A 21,017-nucleotide genomic window follows, 5' to 3' on the forward strand; every position below is an offset into this window, starting at 1 on the left:
ACCACCCCGTGCCGTGACGTGAGTAGAGGAAGCACCGTGATCCCGGTTTCGTACGCACAGCAGCGTCTCTGGCTGATCGACCAGATCGAGGGGCCGACCGCGCTGTACAACCTTCCGTTCGCCCTGCGCCTGCGCGGCGAGCTCGACACCGCCGCGCTGCGCGCCGCGACGGTGGACGTGGTCGCCCGGCACGAGGCCCTGCGTACGGTGTTCCCGGTGGCCGGGGGAGTCCCGGTGCAGCAGATCCTGCCGGCCGAGGAGGCGCAGCCGCGCTTCCTGGTCGTGGACTGCGCACCGGACGACTACCCCGCCCGCCGGGACGCGGCCGCCGCCGAGACCTTCGAGCTGAGCCGCGAACTGCCCATCCGGGTCACGGTGTTCACCCTCGCTCCGACCGAGCACGTGCTGCTCGTCGTCCTGCACCACATCGCCGGCGACGGCTGGTCGCTCGGCCCGCTGCTGCGCGACCTCGCCACCGCCTACCGGGCCCGGCTCGCCGGCCGCGCGCCCCACTGGGAGCCGCTGCCCGTCCAGTACGCCGACTACGCGCTCTGGCAGCGCGACCTGCTCGGCGACGAGCGCGACCCCGAGAGCCTGCTCGCCCGCCAACTCGACCACTGGCGAACCGCGCTGGCCGGGCTCCCGGAGGAGCTGGAGCTGCCGACGGACCGCCCCCGGCCGCCCGCCCCCACCGGCGCCGCAGACTCCGTCGACCTCGCCTGGGGCGCCGACCTGCACAGCGCCCTGCTCGACCTCGCCCGCGCGCACCGCACCACCCTGTTCACCGTCCTCCAGGCCGGCCTGGCCGCACTGTTCACCAGGCTCGGCGCCGGCACCGACATCCCGCTCGGCACCGGCCTCGCCGGCCGCGCCGACGAGGCACTGGACGACCTGGTCGGCTTCTTCGTCAACTCCCTCGTGCTGCGCGCCGACACGTCCGGCGACCCGAGCTTCGCCGAACTGCTCGGCCGCGTCCGGGAGGCCCAGCTCGACGCCTTCGCCCACCAGGACATCCCCTTCGAGCGCCTGGTCGAGGAGCTCAACCCGACCCGCGCCCTCGGCCGCCACCCGCTGTTCCAGACCCTGCTGGTGCTCCAGAACCACGGACAGGACGCCGAACTCGACCTGCCCGGGCTGGAGTCCGCGCCCGAACCGATCGGCCTGCGGGTCGCCAAGTTCGACCTCAACATCGGCATCGCCGAACGCCACGGCGCCGACGGCGCCCCCGCCGGGCTCACCGGCTCGATCGAGTACGCCGCCGACCTCTACGACCACACCACCGTCGCCGCGCTGGCCGCCCGGCTCGGCCTGCTGCTGACCGGTGCCGCCGCCGACCCGCACGCCCCCATCGCCACCCTCGACGTCCTCGCCCCCGAGGAGCGCACCCGCATCCTCACCGAGTGGAACGCCACCGGCGCCCCGGGCCGGCCCGGGACCCTCGCCGAGTCCTTCGAGCGCCAGGCCGACCGCACCCCGCACGCCACCGCCCTCGCCCACGACGGCGGCACCCTCGACTACACCGAACTCGACGCCCGGGCCAACCGCCTCGCCCACCACCTGATCGCCCTCGGCGTCGGCACCGAGACCCCCGTCGCGATGCTGATGGAGCGCTCCGTCGACGTCGTCGTCGCCACCCTGGCGATCCTCAAGGCCGGCGGCTGCTACGTGCCCATGCACCCCGGCCTGCCGCCCGAGCGGATGACCGACGTGCTCGCCGACACCGGCGCCCCCGTGCTGCTCACCGACCGCGCCGACCCGGGCTTCCCGCACCGGGCCGTGGTGGTCCGCCCCGGCGACGAGGCGGCCGCCCCCGCCCACCGCCCCGGCGTGCCCGTCCACCCGGACCAGCTCGCCTACGCGATGTACACCTCAGGCTCCACCGGCCGCCCCAAGGGCGTCGCCGTCCGCCACCGCGACGTCCTCGACCTCGCCGCCGACCGGCGCTGGCAGGACGGCCGGCACGAGCGGGTCCTGCTGCACTCCCCGCACGCCTTCGACGCCGCCACCTACGAGATCTGGACGCCCCTGCTGGCCGGCGGCACCGTCGTGGTGGCCCCGCCCGGCGCCCTCGACGCCACCTCCCTGCACGCCGTCACCACCCGCCACGACGTCACCGCCGTCTTCCTCACCAAAGCCCTGTTCGACCTCGTCGCCGAGCAGGCCCCGCAGACCTTCGCCGCCCTGCGGGTCGTCTGCACCGGCGGCGAAGCCGCCTCCGGCACCCTGATGCGGCGCGTCCTGGACGCCTGCCCCGACCTGCTGCTCGCCCACGTCTACGGGCCCACCGAGACCACCACCTTCGCGACCCACCACCCGCTCGTCCACGCCGACCTCGACGGCCCCCGGGTGCCGATCGGCGGCCCGCTCGACGCCATGCGCAGCTACGTCCTCGACGCCCGGCTGTGCCCCGTCCCGCCCGGCGTCCCGGGAGAGCTGTACATCGCCGGTGCCGGGCTGGCCCGGGGCTACCTGAACCGTCCGGGGCTGACCGCCGAGCGGTTCGTCGCCTGCCCGTACGCGCCCGGGGAGAGGATGTACCGCACCGGCGACCTGGTGCGGCTGCGCGCCGACGGCGCCGTGGAGTTCCTCGGCCGGATCGACGGCCAGGTCAAGCTGCGCGGCTTCCGGATCGAACTCGGCGAGATCGAGGCGGCGCTCTCCCGCCACCCCGCCGTGCGCCAGGTCATCGTGATCGCCCGTGAGGACCGCCCCGGAGACACCCGGCTGGTCGCCTACTGCACCGCCGACGCCTCGCTCACCCCGGCCGAGCTGCGCACCTTCGCCGGCACCACGCTGCCCGGCTACATGGTCCCCGCCGCCGTCGTCCTGCTCGACGCGCTGCCGCTCAACGCCAACGGCAAGGTCGACCGCCGGGCCCTGCCCGCCCCGGACGTCGCCGCCGACGGCACCGGCCGCGAGCCCCGCGACGAGCGCGAACGGGCGCTGTGCGAGCTCTTCGGCGACCTGCTCGGCATCGACGACATCACCATCGACGACGACTTCTTCGCCCTCGGCGGCCACTCGCTGCTCGCCACCCGCCTCACCGGGCGGGCCCGCGCCGAACTCGGCATCGAACTCGCCATCGGCGACCTCTTCCAGGCCCCCACCGTCGCCGGGCTCACCGACCGGCTCGCCGACCGCGCGGCCGACGTGCCCGCCCCGGCCCGGCCGGCGCTGCGGCCCGGCCCCCGGCCCGAACGGGTGCCGCTCTCCTTCGCCCAGCGCCGCCTCTGGTTCCTCGCCCAGGCCGAGGGCCCCGCCGCCACCTACAACGTGACCCTCGCCCTGCGGCTGCGCGGCCCGCTCGACCCCGCCGCCCTAGCCGACGCCCTCGGCGACACCGTCCGGCGGCACGAGGCCCTGCGCACCGTCTTCGCCGTCCACGACGGCACCCCCCACCAGCACGTCCTCGACGGGCCGACCGCCCCGCTGCTCACCACCACCGACCGGCCGGTGGACGAACTCGCCCGTCACACCTTCGACCTGGCCGCCGACCCGCCCCTGCACGCCTACCTGCGGCCCGAGGGCCCGGACGAGCACGTCCTGGTCCTCGTCCTGCACCACATCGCCGGGGACGGCGCCTCGCTGGGCCCGCTCTACCGCGACCTCACCGACGCCTACCGGGCCCGGCTCGCCGGCCGCGCCCCCGACGGCGAGCCGCTGCCCGTCCAGTACGCCGACTACGCGCTCTGGCAGCACGCCCTGCTCGGCGACGAGGACGACCCGCAGAGCCTGGCCGCCCGCCAACTCGCCTACTGGCGCGCCGCGCTGGCCGACCTGCCGGAGGAGCTGCCGCTGCCCGTGGACCGCCCCCGGCCGCCGGTCGCCACCCACCGCGGCGCCGTCGTCCCGCTGGAACTCGACGCCGAACTGCACGCCCGCCTCGGCGAGCTCGCCGCCCAGCACGGCGCGACCCTGTTCATGGTCCTCCAGGCCGCCTACGCCACCCTGCTGCACCGCTTCGGCGCCGGCACCGACCTGCCGATCGGCACTCCGGTCGCCGGCCGCCTCGACGAGGCCGTCACCGACCTGGTCGGCTACTTCGCCAACACCCTGGTGCTGCGCACCGACCTCTCCGGCCGGCCGGGCTTCGCCGAACTGCTGCGCCGCGTCCGGGACACCGACCTCGCGGCGTACGAGCACCAGGACACGCCGTTCGAGCGCCTCGTCGAGGAGCTCAACCCGGTCCGCTCGCTGGCCCGGCACCCGCTGTTCCAGGTGATGCTGACCTTCGCCACCGCCGCCGAGGCCGGACCGTCCTTCCCCGGTGTGGCGGCGGCGGAGGAGCCCGTCGACTACGGCACCGCCAAGTTCGACCTCAAGCTGTCGCTGACCGAGCGCCACCGCGCGGACGGCACCCCGGGCGGGCTCGCGGGCGGGCTGGAGTACGCCACCGACCTGTTCGACCGGGAGACGGCGGAACGGCTCGGCGCCGCGCTGGCCCTGATCCTGCGGCAGGCCGCCGCCGACCCGGACCTGGCCGTCACCGCCGCCGAGGTCCTGCCCGAGGCCGAGCGGGCCGCGCTGACGGCCGGCCCCGCGTCGGCCGGGGAACCGCCGCTGCTCCCGGCCGTGTTCGAGGACCGGGCCGCGGCCACCCCGGAGGCGGTGGCGCTGGTCCACGGGGACACCGCGCTCACCTTCGCGGAGCTGAACGCGCGGGCCAACCGGCTGGCGCACCGGCTGATCGCCGCCGGGGTGGCCCCCGGCTCGGTGGTGGCCCTCGCCCTGCCGCGCTCGGCGGAGACGGTGGTCGGGCTGCTGGCGGTGCTCAAGGCCGGCGGCGCCTACCTGCCGCTGGACGCCGAGTACCCGGCGGAGCGGACGGCGCACATGCTCGCGGACGCCGCGCCCGCCCTGGTGCTGACCGACGCCCGCTGGCCGCTGCCCGAACTGCTGGCCGCCCTGCCCGTCCTGGACGTCACGGACGAGCCCGGCCCGGCACAGGACCCGCGGCCCCGCCTGCACGCGGCGGACGCCGCGTACGTGATCCACACCTCCGGCTCGACCGGCCGCCCCAAGGGCGTGCTGGTGCCGCACCGCAGCCTCGCGGCCCTGCTGGCCGGCCACCGGGCCACGATGATCGCGGACGCCGAGGCGGCGCACGGCCGGCTGCGGGCCGCGCTGACCGCGTCGCTCTGCTTCGACGCCTCGCTGGAGGTCGTGCTCTGGATGGTCGCCGGGCACGAGCTGCACCTGATCGGCGACGAGGTCCGCCGGGACGCCGCCCTGCTGGTCCGCCACGTGCGCGAGACCGGGATCGACACGCTGCACGTCACCCCCTCGTACGCCGAGCAACTGGTCGAGGAGGGCCTGCTGGAGGAGCCCGCGCCGAAGCTGCTGCTGCTCGGCGGGGAGGCCATCGGCCAGGGCCTGTGGACCAGGCTGTGCGCGTCCCCGCTGACCGCCGGCCACACCATGTACGGCCCCACCGAGTCCACCGTGCACGCCCTCACCCGGCCGCTCGACGGCACCCAGCGGCCGGTGCTCGGCCGGACGGTCGCCGGGACCGCCGGGTACGTGCTGGACGAGTACCTGAACCCGGCGCCGGTCGGCGTCCCCGGGGAGCTGTACCTGGCCGGGGCCGGTCTGGCCCGGGGCTACCTGAACCGGCCGGGGCTGACCGCCGAGCGTTTCGTCGCCAGCCCGTTCGCGGCGGGGGAGCGGATGTACCGCACCGGGGACCTGGTCCGCCGCACCCGCGACGGCGAGCTGGAGTACCTCGGCCGCACCGACCACCAGGTCAAGGTTCGCGGCTTCCGGATCGAACTCGGCGAGATCGAGAGCGTCCTGGCCGCGCACCCGCAGGTGCACCGGGCCGCCGTCCTGCCCGACGACAGCGGCCTGCGCCTGGTCGCCTACGTGGTCGCCGACGGCCCCCTCGACCCGGCCGGACTGCGCGCCTTCGCCGCGGAGACACTGCCCGGCTACATGCTCCCGACCGCCATCGTGCCGCTGCCCGCCCTGCCGCTGAACGCCAACGGCAAACTGGACCGCGCCGCGCTCCCGGCCCCGGACTTCGCCGCCCTCGCCGGCGGCCGGGCCGCCCGCACCCCGCAGGAGGAGATCCTCTGCGGCCTGCTCGCCGAGGTGCTCGGCCTGGACGCGGTCGGCGCCGACGACGACTTCTTCGCCCTCGGCGGACACTCGCTGCTCGCCACCCGGTTGCTGAGCCGGGTCCGGGGCGCGCTGGGTGCGGAGTTGGGCATCCGGGACGTCTTCGAGGCGCCGACCGCGGCCGGGCTCGCCGGCCGCCTCGACGCGGGCTGCGACCGGCTCGCGCTGAGCGCCCGGGCCGAGCGGCCCGAGCGGGTGCCGCTGTCCTTCGCGCAGCAGCGGCTCTGGTTGATCGACCGGATGGAGGGCCCGAGCGCCCTCTACAACTCGCCGCTGGCCCTGCGGTTGGCCGGGGAGCTGGACGCCGCCGCCCTGGAGCGCGCCCTCGGCGACCTGGTGGCCCGGCACGAGAGCCTGCGCACGGTGATCGTCGAGACCGACGGCGAGCCCCACCAGCTGATCCGCCCGGCCGACGCGGCGGCGGTGCCCTTCGACGTCCGGGACTGCCCGGCCGACGAGGTCGCCGAGGCCGTCGACGCGGCCTCTCGCCGGGCCTTCGACCTGGCCACCGAACTCCCGCTCCGGGCCGTCCTGCTGCGCACCGCCGACCAGGACCACGTGCTGGTCCTGGTACTGCACCACATCGCGAGCGACGGCTGGTCGACGGGCCCGCTGGTCCGCGATCTCGCCGAGGCCTACGAGGCCCGGGCGGCGGGCACCGCGCCCGAGCGGGCGCCGCTGCCGGTGCAGTACGCGGACTACGCGCTCTGGCAGCGCGAGCTGCTCGGCGAGGAGGTCGATCCGGAGAGCCTGGCCGCCCGCCAACTCGCCTACTGGCGGGACGCGCTGGCCGACCTCCCGGAGGAGCTGACGCTGCCGGCGGACCGCCCCCGGGGCGCCGTCGCCAGCCACCGCGGTGACCGGGTGTCGCAACTCCTGGGCACCGAACTCCACCGCGAGCTGGTCGCGTTGGCGCGCTCGCAGCGGGTGACGGTGTTCATGGCCCTCCAAGCCGCCCTCGCCGCCCTGCTCACCCGGCTCGGCGCGGGCACCGACGTGCCGATCGGTTCGGTGGTGGCCGGGCGGTCCGACGAGGCGCTGGACGACCTGGTCGGCTTCTTCGTCAACACCCTGGTGCTGCGCACCGACACCTCGGGCGATCCGAGCTTCACCGAACTGCTGGCCCGCGTCCGGGAGACCGACCTCGGTGCCTACGCGCACCAGGACGTGCCGTTCGAGCGGCTGGTGGAGGAGCTGAACCCGGCCCGCTCGCTGGCCCGCCACCCGCTCTTCCAGGTCATGCTGGTGCTCCAGAACAACGAGCAGGCCGACGCGCCGCCCACCGGCCTGTGGGGCGAGGCGCTGCCGGCGGCCACCGGAGTCGCCAAGTTCGACCTCAACCTGATCGCCCAGGAGTCCTTCGACCCGGAGGGCGAACCCGCCGGGATCGACTGCGCGCTCGACTTCGCGACGGACCTCTTCGACCGGGAGACGGCCGAGACGGTCGTCCGCCACTTCGCGCGGCTGCTGACGGCGGCCGTCCAGCGGCCGGACACCCGGATCGGGCTGCTCCCGTTGATCACCCCGGTCGAGCGGGCCGAACTGCTGGGCGGGGTGGTGCCGTTGGCGGCGGAGGTGCCGTTGGTTCCGGCCGTGTTCGAGGCTCAGGCCGTGGCGACTCCGGAGGCGGTGGCGCTGGTCCACGGGGGCGTCGCGTTGACCTTCGCGGAGTTGGACGCGCGGGCGAACCGGCTGGCGCACCGGCTGATCGCCGCCGGGGTGGTCCCCGGGTCGGTGGTGGCGTTGGCGCTGCCGCGTTCGGTGGAGTCGGTGGTGGGGTTGCTGGCGGTGTTGAAGGCCGGTGGTGTCTACCTGCCGCTGGACCCGTCGTATCCGGCGGAGCGGACGGCGTACACGCTGGAGGATGCGGCGCCGGTGCTGGTGTTGAGTGACGGGCGTTGGCCGTTGCCGGAGGTGCTGGCGGGGTTGTCCGTTCTGGATGCCACGGATGTGCCCGGTCCGGACGGGATTCCGAGCCGTTGGCTGGGCGCGGCGGATGCGGCGTACGTGATCTACACGTCGGGTTCGACCGGTCGCCCCAAGGGCGTGGTGGTCTCGCACGGGAGCCTCGCGGCTCTGCTGGCGGGCCACCGGATGGAGCTGATGGCGGGTGAGGAGCGGCGGAGGGTCGCGTTGACGGCCTCGCTGTGCTTCGACGCTTCGTGGGACGGTGTGCTGTGGATGGTCGCCGGGCACGAGCTGCACCTGATCGGCGACGAGGTCCGCCGGGACGCCGCCCTGCTGGTCCGCCACGTGCGCGAGGCCGGAATCGGCGTCCTGGAGGTCACCCCTTCGTACGCCGAACAACTCCTGGCAGAAGGACTGTTGGAAGCACCGGAACCGGGCCTCCTGTTGCTGGGCGGTGAGGCTGTCGGTCAGGCGTTGTGGACGCGGTTGCGGGAGGCGCCGGGGACCCGGGCGTACAACCTGTACGGTCCGACGGAGTCCACCGTGGACGCGCTGGTGCAGCCGCTCGACGGCACCCAGCGGCCGGTGCTCGGCCGGACGGTCGCCGGGACCGCCGGGTACGTGCTGGACGAGCACCTGAACCCGGTGCCGGCGGGTGTTCCGGGGGAGTTGTACCTGGCGGGGGCCGGTCTGGCCCGGGGCTACCTGGGTCGCGCGGCGCTCACGGCGGAGCGTTTCGTCGCCAGCCCGTTCGCCGAGGGTACGAGGATGTACCGTACCGGGGACCTGGTCCGTCGCACCCGTGACGGCGGGATCGAGTACCTGGGCCGCACCGACGGCCAGGTGAAGATCCGTGGCTTCCGGATCGAACTCGGCGAGATCGAGCAGGCGTTGACCCGCCACCCCGCCGTCCGCCAGACCGTGGTGACCGTTCGGGAGAGCAGCGAAGGAGACCGACGGCTGGTCGCCTACTGCGCGGTGGACGGCGCCGCCGCCCCCGAACTCGCCCACACGCTGCGCCGGTTCGCCGGCGAGTCGCTGCCCGGCTACATGGTGCCCGCCGCCGTGGTGCCGCTCGACGCCCTGCCGCTGACCGGCAGCGGCAAGGTCGACCACCGCGCTCTGCCCGCACCGGACTTCGCCGCCCTGGCGGCGTCCGGCGGCCGGGCGGCCCGCAGCCCGCAGGAGGAGATCCTGTGCGGCCTGCTCGCCGAGGTGCTGGGCCTGGACGCGGTCGGCGTGGAGGACGACTTCTTCGCGCTGGGCGGGCACTCGCTGCTCGCCACCCGGTTGCTGAGCCGGGTCCGGTCCGTGCTGGGTGCGGAGTTGGGCATCCGGGACGTCTTCGAGGCGCCGACCGCGGCCGGGCTCGCCGGCCGCCTCGACGCGGGCTGCGACCGGCTCGCGCTGACCGTCCGCGCTGAGCGGCCCGAGCGGGTGCCGCTGTCCTTCGCGCAGCAGCGGCTCTGGCTCATCGACCGGATGGAAGGCCCGAGCGCCCTCTACAACCTGCCGCTCGTGCTCCGCGTGACGGGCGAGCTGGACGCCGCGGCCCTGGAGCTCGCCCTCGGCGACCTGGTGGCCCGGCACGAGAGCCTGCGCACGGTGATCGAGGAGGAGGACGGAACCCCGTACCAGCGGATCCGACCGGCCGAGGCGGCCCGCGTCCCCGTCGAGCCGCTGCCCGGCGGCACCGCGCCGGAGGCCTGCACCTCGCGCCCGTTCGACCTCGCCGCCGAACTGCCGATCCGGGCCCACCTGATCCCGGCCGGCCGGGACGAGCACCTGCTCGTCCTGGTGCTGCACCACATCGCCGGTGATGGCTGGTCGATGGGCCCGCTGCTGCGCGATCTCGCCGAGGCCTACGCGGCGCGGGTGGCGGGCGCCGCGCCCGAGCAGGCGCCGCTGCGGGTGCAGTACGCGGACTACGCGCTCTGGCAGCGTGAGCTGCTCGGCGAGGGCGAAGGCGAAGGCCAGGCCCAGGGCAGCCTCCTCGGTCGCCAACTCGCCTACTGGCGGGACGCGCTGGCCGACCTCCCGGAGGAGCTGACGCTGCCGGCGGACCGCCCCCGGGGCGCCGTCGCCAGCCACCGCGGCGACCGGATCGTCCATCCGCTGGGTGCCGAACTCCACCGCGACCTGGTGACGTTGGCGCGCTCGCAGCGGGTGACGATGTTCATGACCGTCCAGGCCGCCCTCGCCGCCCTGCTCACCCGGCTCGGCGCGGGCACCGACGTGCCGATCGGTTCGGTGGTGGCCGGGCGGTCCGACGAGGCGCTGGACGACCTGGTCGGCTTCTTCGTCAACACCCTGGTGCTGCGCACCGACACCTCGGGCGATCCGAGCTTCACCGAACTGCTGGCCCGCGTCCGGGAGACCCAACTCGACGCGCACGCACACCAGGACGTGCCGTTCGAGCGGCTGGTGGAGGAGCTGAACCCGGCCCGCTCGCTGGCCCGCCACCCGCTCTTCCAGGTCATGCTGGTGATGCAGGGCGACGGCGACGCGGCGCCGCTCGACGCGGCCGGTCTGGACGTCTCCGTCGAGCCGTCCGGCGGCGCGGTCGCCAAGTTCGACCTGAGCGTCGGCATCGGCGAGTCCTTCGACGCGGACGGCGCACCGGCCGGCCTGGAGTGCGTGATCGACTTCGCCACCGACCTCTTCGACCGGGAGACGGTCGAGGCGATCGCCCTCCGGCTCGGCCGGCTGCTGGCGGCCGTGGCGGCCGGGCCGGACCAGCCGATCGGTCGGGCGGACCTGCTGTCCCCGGTCGAGCGGGCCGAACTGCTGGGCGGGGTGGTGCCGTTGGCGGCGGAGGTGCCGTTGGTTCCGGCCGTTTTCGAGGCTCAGGCCGTGGCGACTCCGGAGGCGGTGGCGCTGGTCCACGGGGGCGTCGCGTTGACCTTCGCGGAGTTGGACGCGCGGGCGAACCGGCTGTCGCACCGGTTGATCGCCGCCGGGGTGGTCCCCGGGTCGGTGGTGGCGTTGGCGCTGCCGCGTTCGGTGGAGTCGGTGGTGGGGCTGTTGGCGGTGTTGAAGGCCGGTGGTGTCTACCTGCCGCTGGACCCGTCGTATCCGGCGGAGCGGACGGCGTACACGCTGGAGGATGCGGCGCCGGTGCTGGTGTTGAGTGACGGGCGTTGGCCGTTGCCGGAGGTGCTGGCGGGGTTGTCCGTTCTGGATGTCACGGATGTGCCCGGTCCGGACGGGATTCCGAGCCGTCGGCTGGGCGCGGCGGATGCGGCGTACGTGATCTACACGTCGGGTTCGACCGGTCGCCCCAAGGGCGTGGTGGTGTCGCACGGGAGCCTCGCGGCTCTGCTGGCGGGTCACCGGATGGAGCTGATGGCGGGTGAGGAGCGGCGGAGGGTCGCGTTGACGGCCTCGCTGTGCTTCGACGCTTCGTGGGACGGCGTGCTGTGGATGGTCGCCGGGCACGAGCTGCACCTGATCGGCGACGACCTGCGCCTCGACGCGGCCGCCCTGGTCCGCCACGTCGGCACGCACGGCCTCGACGTGGTGAACTCCACCCCGTCCTTCGCGGCCCAACTGGTCGAGGAGGGACTGCTCGACGCCCCCGCCCCGAAGCTCGTGCTGCTGGGCGGTGAGGCCGTCGGTCAGGCGCTGTGGACGCGGTTGCGGGAGGCGCCGGGGACCCGGGCGTACAACCTGTACGGTCCGACGGAGTCCACCGTGGACGCGCTGGTGCAGCCGCTCGACGGCGCGGACCGGCCGGTGCTCGGCCGGACGGTCGCCGGGACCGCCGGGTACGTGCTGGACGAGCACCTGAACCCGGTGCCGGCCGGTGTCCCCGGGGAGTTGTACCTCGCCGGGGCCGGTCTGGCCCGCGGTTACCTGGGTCGTGCGGCGCTCACGGCGGAGCGTTTCGTCGCCAGCCCGTTCGCCGAGGGTACGAGGATGTACCGTACCGGGGACCTGGTCCGCCGCACCCGCGACGGCGGGATCGAGTACCTGGGCCGCACCGACGACCAGGTGAAGATCCGTGGCTTCCGGATCGAACTCGGCGAGATCGAGCAGGCGTTGACCCGCCACCCGGAGGTCGCCGCCGCCGTCGTCCGACCGGACGACAGCGGCAGCCGGCTGGTCGCCTACCTGGTCACCGACCGTCCGCTCGACCCGGCCGGGCTGCGGGCCTTCACCGCCGAGTCCCTGCCCGCCCACATGGTGCCCGCCGCCTTCGTCGCGCTGCCCGCCCTGCCGCTGACCGGCAGCGGCAAGGTCGACCACCGCGCTCTGCCCGCACCGGACTTCGCCGCCCTGCCGGCCGGCCGCCCGGCCCGCACCCCGCGGGAGCGCCTGCTGTGCACGCTGTTCGCCGAGACCCTCGGCCTGGAGCGGGTCGGCATCGACGACGGCTTCTTCGACCTCGGCGGACACTCCCTGCTCGCCATGAAGCTGCTCTCCCGGATCCGCACCGCGCTCGGCGTCGACCTCGGCATGCGGGCGCTGTTCGAGGCGCCGACCGTGGCCGGGCTCGACCGCCGGCTCGACCAGGGCCCGGCGGCCGACGCCCTGGACGTCCTGCTGCCGCTGCGCACCGGCGGCGACCGGGCCCCGCTGTTCTGCGTCCACCCGGCGGCCGGCATCAGCTGGGTCTACTCCGGGCTGCTGCGCCACCTCGACCCCGAGCTGCCGGTGTACGGCCTCCAGGCCCGTGGCCTGCGCGGCGGGGCGCCGGCGAGCGTCGCCGAGATCGCCGAGGACTACGTGCGGCAGATCCGCGCGGTGCACCCGTCCGGCCCGTACCACCTGCTGGGCTGGTCCTTCGGCGCGGTGGTCGCCCAGGAGATGGCGGTCCGGCTGCGGGCCGAGGGCGCGCCGGTCGGCCTGCTGGCCCTGTTGGACGGCGCCCCGGCGGTTCGCACGGACGCCGCCCCGCTCACCACCGAACCGGCCGACACGCTGGCCGAGTTGCTGCGCTCGCTGGGCTACGACCCGGCGGACGGCAGCGGCCAGGCCGACCTGGCGGCCGTGCTCGGCGAGGCCGCGGACGTCCTGCCCGAGGTGTTCGACCGGCACCGCAAGCTGATGGCCGAGCACCTGCCCGAGCAGTACCGGGGCGACGCCGTGTTCTTCGGCGCCACCCTCGACAAGCCCGCCGACTGGCCGTACGAGCAGGCTTGGCGGCCCTACCTGGACGGCCGGATCGAGAGCCACCGCTTGGCCTGCGGGCACGGCGACCTGACCCGTCCGGAGTCCCTCGCACGGATCGCCGCCGTGCTCGCCGAGAAGCTTGGAGTGTGATCCGCGATGACCACCACCGTCCCCGCACCCGCCGCACCGCCGACCGGACCGCCTCGCGGCCGGTGGGGCTTGTGGGCCCACGGCGACTTCCGCCGGCTCTGGATCGGTGAGACCTCCAGCGGTCTCGGCACGGCCGTCGGGAGCGTGGCACTGGCCCTGGTCGCCGTCGTCACGCTGGACGCCGGCCCGCTCGCGGTCGGTGTGCTGAACGCCGCCGCCTGGCTGCCCTGGCTGTTCCTCGGCCTGCCGGCCGGCGCCTGGGTCGACCGCTGGCCGCGGCTGCGGGTGATGCTGGTCTGCGACCTGCTGCTGCTCCTGCTGTTCGCGAGCGTCCCGGTGGCCGGCTGGCTGGGCGTGCTCGGCATGCCGCAGCTGGTGGTGGTGGCCCTGCTCACCGGAGCCGTGAAGGTGTTCTTCTCCACCGCCTACGGGGCCGTGCTGCCGACCCTGGTCGGCAAGGAGGACCTGCTGGAGGGCAACGTCAAGCTGCGCTCCGGCGCCTCCGCGGCCGACATCGCGGGGCCGGGCGTGGCCGGTCTGCTGGCGCAGGCGTTCGGCGCGGCCAGCGGGCTGCTCGCGGACTCCGTCAGCTACGTGGTCTCCGCGATCTGCGTCAGCCGGATCCGGACGGTCGAGCAGCCGCCGCCGCGGTCCGCGCGGCGCGGCCTCCTGCGGGAGATCGGCGACGGGGTGCGCTTCCTGGCGCACGACCCGTACCTGCGGACGCTGGCGCTGTTCGGCGCCGTCGGCAACCTGGGGCTGAACGGCATCCAGGCGGTGCAGACGGTGTTCCTGATCCGGTCGGTCGGCGTCGAACCGGGCGCGGTGGGCATGGTGTTCGCGGTGGTCAGCGTCGGCGGCCTGGCCGGGGCGACGCTGGCCCGGCGGATCGCCCGCCGGCTCGGCAGCGCGCGCGGACTGCTGCTCTGCGAGCTGGTGGTGGCGCCGTTCATCCTCCTCCTGCCGCTCGCGGGGGAGCGGCTGCCGCTGGCCGTGTGCGCGCTCGCCTGGGCCGTCGCGGTGGGCGGGGTGATCGCCGGGAACGTGCTGGCGGGAAGCTTCAACCAGGCCTACTGCCCGCCGGAGATGATCGGCCGGATCCGGGCCAGCGCGGCGACCCTGAACTACGGTGCGATCCCCGTCGGCGCCCTGGCCGGCGGCTGGCTCGGCGAGGCGCTGGGCGCCCGCACCACCATCTGGATCATGGCGGGCGTGCTGCTCTCCGCCGGAGGGGTGCTGTTGGCGAGCCCGCTGCGGGGCCTGCGCGACTTCCCCGAGCGGCCCGAGCCGCCCGAGCTGCCCGAGCGCCCGGGGCGTCCCGTCTCCTGACCGGACCGCCGCAGCACCCGGACCGCCGCAGCACCCGAACCGCCAGCCCTGCCCGTACCTGACCTGACCTGACCTGCCTGACCTTCCCTCCCGGCCCCTGGAGCCTCCGATGACCCGCACCGCCCGCCCGCGCCACTACCTGATGTGCCGTCCGACCCACTTCGAGGTCACCTACGCGATCAACCCGTGGATGGACCCGGCGAAGCCGGTCGACACCGGGCTCGCCGTCGCCCAGTGGGAGCGGCTCCACGCGCTCTACGGCGAGCTCGGCCACCGGGTCGACCTGATCGACCCGCTGCCCGGCCTGCCCGACATGGTCTACGCCGCCAACGGCGCCACCGTGGTGGACGGCAAGGTGCTCGGCGCCCGCTTCCGCAACGCCGAGCGGGCCGCCGAGGGCCCGGCCTACCTGGAGTGGTTCCGCGCCCGGGGCTTCGAGACGCGCGATCCGGAGCACGTCAACGAGGGCGAGGGGGACCTGCTGCTGACCGCGAGCTCCGTGCTGGCCGGGCGGGGCTTCCGCAGCGTGGCCGACGGGCACGCGGAGGCCCAGGAGTTCTTCGGGCGCCCGGTGATCGGCCTGGAGCTGGTCGACCCGCGCTACTACCACCTGGACACCGCGCTCGCCGTGCTGGACGGCGACGAGATCATGTACCACCCGGAGGCCTTCTCGGCCGGCAGCCGTGCCGTCCTGCGCCGGCTGTTCCCCGACGCCCTGCTGGTGGACGGCGCCGACGCGGCGGTGTTCGGCCTCAACGCCGTGAGCGACGGCCTGCACGTGGTGCTGCCGGAGGCGGCCGTCGGCCTGGCCGCGCGGCTGCGGGAGCGCGGGTTCCGGCCGATCGGGATGGACCTCAGCGAGCTGCTCAAGGGCGGTGGCAGCGTCAAGTGCTGCACCCTGGAGATCCGCGCGGCGGCCTGAACGACGGCCTCGACGGGCGGCCGTGATCAGTGGTGCTCGGCTGTAGATCCGCCGTTGAACGCTCCCGGCCAGACTGGTGGCACACCACGACGGAAGCCCTTCCCACCGGGGAAGCGAGCCAAGGGAGCACCAGAGATGACGCAGCGTCCGGCCACCGCCCCCACCCGCCTCCGGCTGTTCACGGTCGGTCTCGGGGTGGTCGTCGCCCTGGGCGCCGGCCTCTCCGCCACGGCCGCCGTGGCGGAGACGGCCGGCACCGGGACGGCGACGGTGGTGAGCGGCGACGCGACGCCGACGCCCACCCCCGCCCAGCCCAGCCCCACCGGCACCGTCCACGGCAGCACCGGCGACTGGAACAGCACCGGCTCCTGACCGCCCCAGTTCCTGACCGCACTGTCTCCTGACCGCACCGGAAAGCGGCAGGATCGATTCTTCAGTGACCGGTCATCAGCTCGTCAGCGGCCCGGCCCGCAGCTCGTCACCGGAGCGCCCGACGCCCCCCGGCCACCGCCCCGACACCCATCCGGGACGGACGGAGCCGACGACGTCGACGGAGCCGAAGAGGCCGAAGCAGCCGTAGCGGCCGAAGCGTTCGGACCCTCCCCCCGGGGCAGCAGCCCCGCCACCTCCTCCGCCTCCGGCAGCCCCAGCCGGACGAAGATCCGATGCGCCTCCCGCAGCCGGCCCCACGCCTCGGCCTCCCGCCCGAGGTCCGCCAGCGTCCGGCCCAGCACCACCAGCGCCTGGCCCTGGTCCCGCTCGGCCCCCAGCTCCTCGCACAGCGTCAGCGCCTGCCCGGCGTGCTCCAGCGCCTCGTCCGTCCGACCCAGCGAGCGCAGACTGTCCGCCATCCGGTAGCGGGCGTGCGCGGCCCGGGCCCGCAGCCCGGCCGCCGAGGCCACCGCCAGGCACTCGCCGAACCAGGTGACGGCCTCCTCGTGCCGCCCCAGCCCGTGCAGCGCCAGCCCCAGCACGTACAGCGTGTACGCCCGGCCGGGATCGTCGTGCCGGGTCCGCAGCTCGGCCAGCGCCTCGTGGCAGATCGGCACGGCCTCGGCGGCCCGCCCGCTGCGCACCCGGGCCAACGCGGCGTTCACCGTCGTCACCAGCGCCCCGGAGCGGTGGCCGAGTTCGCGGGCCAGCAGCAGCGCCTCGTCGTAGTGCCCGACGGCCTCGTCGTAGCGGCTGAGGAACTGGCAGACCAGGCCGAGGTCGTTCAGCGCCTGGCGCAGGATCACCGTGTCGCCCGCCGAGCGGGAGGCGGCCACCGCCAGCCGGGAGGCCGCCTCGGCCTCCTCCAACCGGGTGGCGGCCAGGGCGACGTTGCCGCGGAGGAAGTGCGCCCGACCAGCTGCCCGGTGGTCGGCGTGGTGGTCCGCGGCGGCGGCCAGGGCCTCCGCCGTACTGGCGAGCTGGCGGCTGGGCGGGGCGAGGACGAACGGCGTCAGCGCGATCAGCAGGTCGATCGCGGCGCGCAACGGGTCCGGTGCCGCGCCGTCGGCCGGGGGCGGCGCGGTGTCGTCCGCGACGGTCCAGCACGCCACCTGGGCGGCGAGCGCGATCGCCCCGGAACCCTCCGCCTCGGCCCAGGCCCGGGCGCCGTCCGGGCCGCCGAGGTCCACGCCCGCGCTGCGGGCCGGCCCGAGCGCACCGGCGGCCGGATCTCCCGGGACGGCGTGCTGGAAGGCCGCGCACGCGGTGGCCAGCAGGTGGTCCAGCAGCCGGTCACGGGCCTCCACGGCCGCGCCCGGGTGGTCCGGGCGCCGCCGGGCGAAGGCGCGCAGCAGGTCGTGGTACCGGTAGCGGCCGGGGAACGGCGACTCCATCATCGCCACGTCCACCAGGGACTCCAGCAGGTCCTCGGCGTCGTACTCGTCCAGGTCCAGCAGGGCGGCCGCGGCGGGCAGCCCGATGTCCCGGCCGTCCACCGAGGCGGCCAGCCGGAACGCCCGGGCCTGGGCGGGCGTCAACTGGCGGTAGCTCAGTTCGAAGGCGGCCTCCACCGCCAGGTCGCCGATGCGCAGCTCGTCGATCCGCCGCCGTTCGACCGCCAGCCGGCGGCCCAGCGTCTGGACGGTCCAGCTCGGCCGGGCGGCCAGCCGGGCCGCCACGATCCGCACCGCGAGCGGCAGGTGGCCGCAGACGAGCAGCAGCTCCCGGGCGGCCTCCGGTTCGGCGGCCAGCCGCTCGGCGCCGATCGTGCGGCCCAGCAGTTCGAGCGCCTCCGCCGGCTCGAACACGCCGAGGTCGGCCTGGACGGACGCGGGCAGGCCCGAGAGCCGGGTACGGCTGGTGGTGAGCACGGCGCAGCCGACCGCGCCCGGCAGCAGCGGCCTGATCTGCGCGGTGTCGTGGACGTTGTCGAGCACCAGCAGCAGCCGCCGGCCGTCGACCACCGAGCGGAACAGCGCCGAGCGGGCGTCCAGCCCCTCGGGCACCCCGTCGGCCGGCACGCCGAGCGCCACCAGGAAGCTGCTGAGCACCGCCTCCGGGTCGGCCGGCGTGGTGTCGGCGCCCCGCAGGTCGACGTAGAGCTGCCCGTCGGGGTAGGCGTCGCGGGCCCGGTGGGCGACGTGCAGGGCCAGCGCGGTCTTGCCGACCCCTCCCATGCCGACCACGGTCGCGATCACCAGCGCCTGCTGGTCCGGGGCGCCGAGGGCCGCGCCCAGCCGCTCGACCAGGACGGTTCGGCCGGTGAAGTCCGCCGCGTCGGGCGGCAGCTGGGCAGGTCGGGGCGACGCCGTGCCGGTGCCGGCGGGCGCGGCGGGCGCACCGGCCGCCGCGGGGCCGTCCGGCGGATCCTGCGCCTCGGGCCCGGGCCCGGCCGGCTTCACCGGGCCGGAGAGCGGCGCCGCGGCCGGCGCCGGGGCGGCGAGCGACAGGTCGCCCTCCAGGATCCGCCGGTGCAGCTGGTCCAGGTCGGCCCCGGGCTCCACCCCCAGCTCGTCCAGGAACAACTGACGCGCGTTCCGGTACACCGCCAGCGCGTCCGCCTGCCGCCCGGCCTGGTACAGCGCGCGCATCAGCAGCCCGTACGCCCGCTCGTGCAGCGGGTGCTCGGTGGTCAGCGCGGTCAGCTCCGGGATGCACCGGGAGAAGCGGCCCAGCGTCAGATCCAGGGCGATCCGTTCCTCCAACAGGGTCAGCCGGAGCTCCTGCAACCGCTGGCGCTGCCGCTGCGCGAACGGGCCGGGGATGCCGGCCAGCGGCTCGCCCTGCCACAGCTCCAGCGCCTGGTTCAGCAGGTCACGGGCCTGCTGCGGCTGTCCGGAGGCCGCCGTGCGCTCGGCCTGCGCCGCCAGTTCCTCGACCTGCGCCGCGTCCACCGAGTGCTTGGGCAGCACCAGTCGGTAGCCGTCCCCGACCGAGGTCAGCACGGTCGGCGCGTCCGGCTCGTCGCCGTGCAGGATCTTGCGCCACCGCCAGGCGTACGTCCGCACCGTCGTCACCGCGGTGCTTGGCGGCTCCTCACCCCACAGGGCGTCGATCAGGTCCGTGGCGCTCGCGCCGTGCCCCGGCCGGAGCAGCAGCACCGCCAGCATCGCCTGCTGCTGGGGACTGCCGACCTTCAGCACGGTCGTGCCGCGCTGCGCTCTCATCAACCCCAGCACCGAGAACCGGAAATCACCCATTCGTGCACCTGCCCGCTTCATGTGCCCGCCCCCGCCCACGCACGCGTCTGCCCCCCGATTGATGAGTCCCTATCAACCCACGCCAGCCGGTGGGCTGTCGAGAGATCATCGACCCCGTAGTGATCCGGTGTTGATCGCCCACCGTCACAATCACTGGTGTGGCCCCAGCCGTCGGCCCGGTACGACCCGCCGGGCCCGCCACATCCCCCGGGTGCCGCCGCCCGGGCGACCACCACGTTTCTCGGAGGCCGACGCCAGTGAACACCGACCTGCTCTACCGGTTGCTCGACGTCGACCCGGTCGCCGGACCGGTCGAACTGCTCCACCGCGCCCGCGGCGCCCGCGACCTCCCCTACCTGGTGCTCGCCGCGCTCGTCCGGGAGGACGTCCGGATGGGCGAGCACGCCCGCGCCGAGCTTCAGCGCGCCCGGGACCGGGCCGACTGTTACGCCCGGATCGCCCGCGACCTCGCCGACGCCACCGGGGTGCGCCCGATCCGCGACCTCCCGCTGGCCGGCTACTACCCGTCCGACCTGCCCCGGCCGCTGGGCGAGCTCACCCTCGTCAGCCCCACCGAGGCCGCGCTCTGGCAGGCCGTCAGCCGGCTGGTCACCGAACACCCGGTGGAGTCCGTGGAGGTCACCCTGATCGGCGAGCGCCCCCGGCACACCTGCGTCACCCTGCGCTGGCCGGCCGAGGACCCGCTGCTCGACCCGTGGTACCAGGTCCGGCTCGGCACCGCCGCGCTCACCGGCGACCTCGCCACCGTCCCGGTCCGGCCCTACCTGGCGGCCGACGACCACGTCGAGTGCCTGATCGCCCTCGCGGAGGAGGGGCTCGGCCGCGCCTTCCGGGCGGGTGACGTGATCGACGTGGCCCGCCTGGGCCGGCAGTCCTTCGAGCCCGTCGAGACCGCCGCCGTGGTCGCCGCCTACCGGCTCGCCCCGGAGGCCGTCGCGCTGCTCGACCTCGCCGCCGAACACGTGCCGCTGGGCTCCCTGGGGGGCGTGCGCACCGTCCTGGAGGCCGAGGTCGCCCCCGAACTCCGCCGCCGCGAATCCCTCGCCCGCCCGCTCCGGCCGCGGCACGGCACCCTGCTGCGCCGCACCGTCGTCCGGCACCAGTGGGACGAAGCCCGCCTCCTCCCGGCCGGACCCGCCACCCTGCTGCTCACCCCGGTCGCCGACTTCCTGCTCGCCCCGGAGGGCGTCCGGCCGACGGCCCCCGCCCGCGCCGCCGCCCTCACGGCCCTGCGGGCCTGGGACACCACCGCCCCCGACACCCCGGACGGCGCCCCCTGCGCCCGCCTGCCGGAGTCGAAACACGGCTGAACACGCCCGATCCCCGGGCCGCCCTCGTGGACGACGGGTCAGTTCCTCGGTACGAGGGTGTTCTCGTTGGTGCGGCCGGCGGCGTAGTCGTCGATGTTGCGGGCGGTGGCGTCGATGATCTGGCCGACGGCGGTGTGGGTGAAGTCGGCGCCGTCACCCGTGGCAACCTCGACGGCGCGATCTTCCACTCGGATCACGGATCTCAGTACACGAGTCGTGAATTCGCCGATCTCTGCGGCGAATTGGGTGTCACACAGTCCATGGGGGCTGCCGGCACGTCAGCGGACAACGCCGCATGCGAGAGTTTCCACGCGTCGCTGAAGCGGGAGACCCTCAAGGGCGCACGGCGCTGGTCCGGGGCCCGCTCCTGCCGACTCGCCGTGTTCGGCTGGTTGACCACGTACAACACCTGGCGCAGACACCCGGCCAACGATCAGCTCAGCCTCATCAGCTACGAGCGCCGGTCAAGTAGCATGACACTTGCCGCATAAGCCTACAAACAGTCCGTGCCTC

The 21,017-nt window shown here is 75.1% G+C and carries 6 protein-coding genes and 2 pseudogenes; 6 read left to right on the forward strand and 2 right to left on the reverse strand.

Going from position 1 to position 21,017, the window contains the following annotated elements; translation table 11 throughout:
* Positions 1 to 36: 36 nt before the first annotated feature.
* The 4 genes from AB0O19_RS19820 to AB0O19_RS19835 all read left to right on the forward strand — a co-directional run bounded on the left by AB0O19_RS19820 (position 37) and on the right by AB0O19_RS19835 (position 15,913).
* The gene (locus AB0O19_RS19820) at positions 37 to 13,290 is read left to right on the forward strand and encodes an amino acid adenylation domain-containing protein (protein ID WP_363621042.1); all 13,254 of its coding nucleotides are present in this window, start codon (positions 37 to 39) and stop codon (positions 13,288 to 13,290) included.
* 6 nt (positions 13,291 to 13,296) lie between these two features.
* A complete protein-coding gene (locus AB0O19_RS19825) occupies positions 13,297 to 14,619 on the forward strand; it encodes an MFS transporter (protein WP_363621044.1) in 1,323 nt (440 codons plus the stop codon).
* A gap of 109 nt (positions 14,620 to 14,728) precedes the next feature.
* Positions 14,729 to 15,541 (forward strand): dimethylargininase, encoded by an 813-nt coding sequence (ddaH, locus tag AB0O19_RS19830; protein ID WP_363621046.1) that lies wholly within the window; start codon positions 14,729 to 14,731, stop codon positions 15,539 to 15,541.
* A gap of 135 nt (positions 15,542 to 15,676) precedes the next feature.
* On the forward strand, positions 15,677 to 15,913 hold the full coding sequence (locus AB0O19_RS19835) for a hypothetical protein (RefSeq protein WP_363621049.1): 237 nt from the start codon (positions 15,677 to 15,679) through the stop codon (positions 15,911 to 15,913).
* A gap of 83 nt (positions 15,914 to 15,996) precedes the next feature.
* On the opposite strand, the gene AB0O19_RS19840 is transcribed toward AB0O19_RS19835, so the two are convergent.
* The gene (locus AB0O19_RS19840; RefSeq protein WP_363621051.1) at positions 15,997 to 19,173 is read right to left on the reverse strand and encodes a BTAD domain-containing putative transcriptional regulator; all 3,177 of its coding nucleotides are present in this window, start codon (positions 19,171 to 19,173) and stop codon (positions 15,997 to 15,999) included.
* Between the two features lie 257 nt (positions 19,174 to 19,430).
* On the opposite strand from AB0O19_RS19840, the gene AB0O19_RS19845 reads away from it, so the two are divergent.
* Positions 19,431 to 20,504, forward strand: a complete 1,074-nt coding sequence (locus AB0O19_RS19845) for a hypothetical protein (protein WP_363621053.1) — start codon at positions 19,431 to 19,433, stop codon at positions 20,502 to 20,504.
* Between the two features lie 38 nt (positions 20,505 to 20,542).
* Here the strand turns inward: AB0O19_RS19845 and AB0O19_RS19850 are convergent.
* Positions 20,543 to 20,653, reverse strand: a pseudogene (locus AB0O19_RS19850) (2-hydroxyacid dehydrogenase); the annotation flags it as partial.
* A 6-nt stretch (positions 20,654 to 20,659) separates the two neighbouring features.
* On the opposite strand from AB0O19_RS19850, the pseudogene AB0O19_RS19855 reads away from it, so the two are divergent.
* Positions 20,660 to 20,995: pseudogene (locus AB0O19_RS19855) on the forward strand (integrase core domain-containing protein); the annotation flags it as partial.
* Positions 20,996 to 21,017 lie beyond the last annotated feature (22 nt).

Source organism: Kitasatospora sp. NPDC091276 (assembly GCF_040684355.1).
GTDB lineage: Bacteria > Actinomycetota > Actinomycetes > Streptomycetales > Streptomycetaceae > Kitasatospora.

What these genes read in the sequence shown, in the direction of transcription:
- ddaH (WP_363621046.1), top strand. Translation starts at nt 14,729, where the DNA reads ATGACCCGCACCGCCCGCCCGCGCCACTACCTGATGTGCCGTCCGACC.
- AB0O19_RS19840 (WP_363621051.1), bottom strand. Translation starts at nt 19,173, where the DNA reads ATGGGTGATTTCCGGTTCTCGGTGCTGGGGTTGATGAGAGCGCAGCGC.
- AB0O19_RS19825 (WP_363621044.1), top strand. Translation starts at nt 13,297, where the DNA reads ATGACCACCACCGTCCCCGCACCCGCCGCACCGCCGACCGGACCGCCT.
- AB0O19_RS19835 (WP_363621049.1), top strand. Translation starts at nt 15,677, where the DNA reads ATGACGCAGCGTCCGGCCACCGCCCCCACCCGCCTCCGGCTGTTCACG.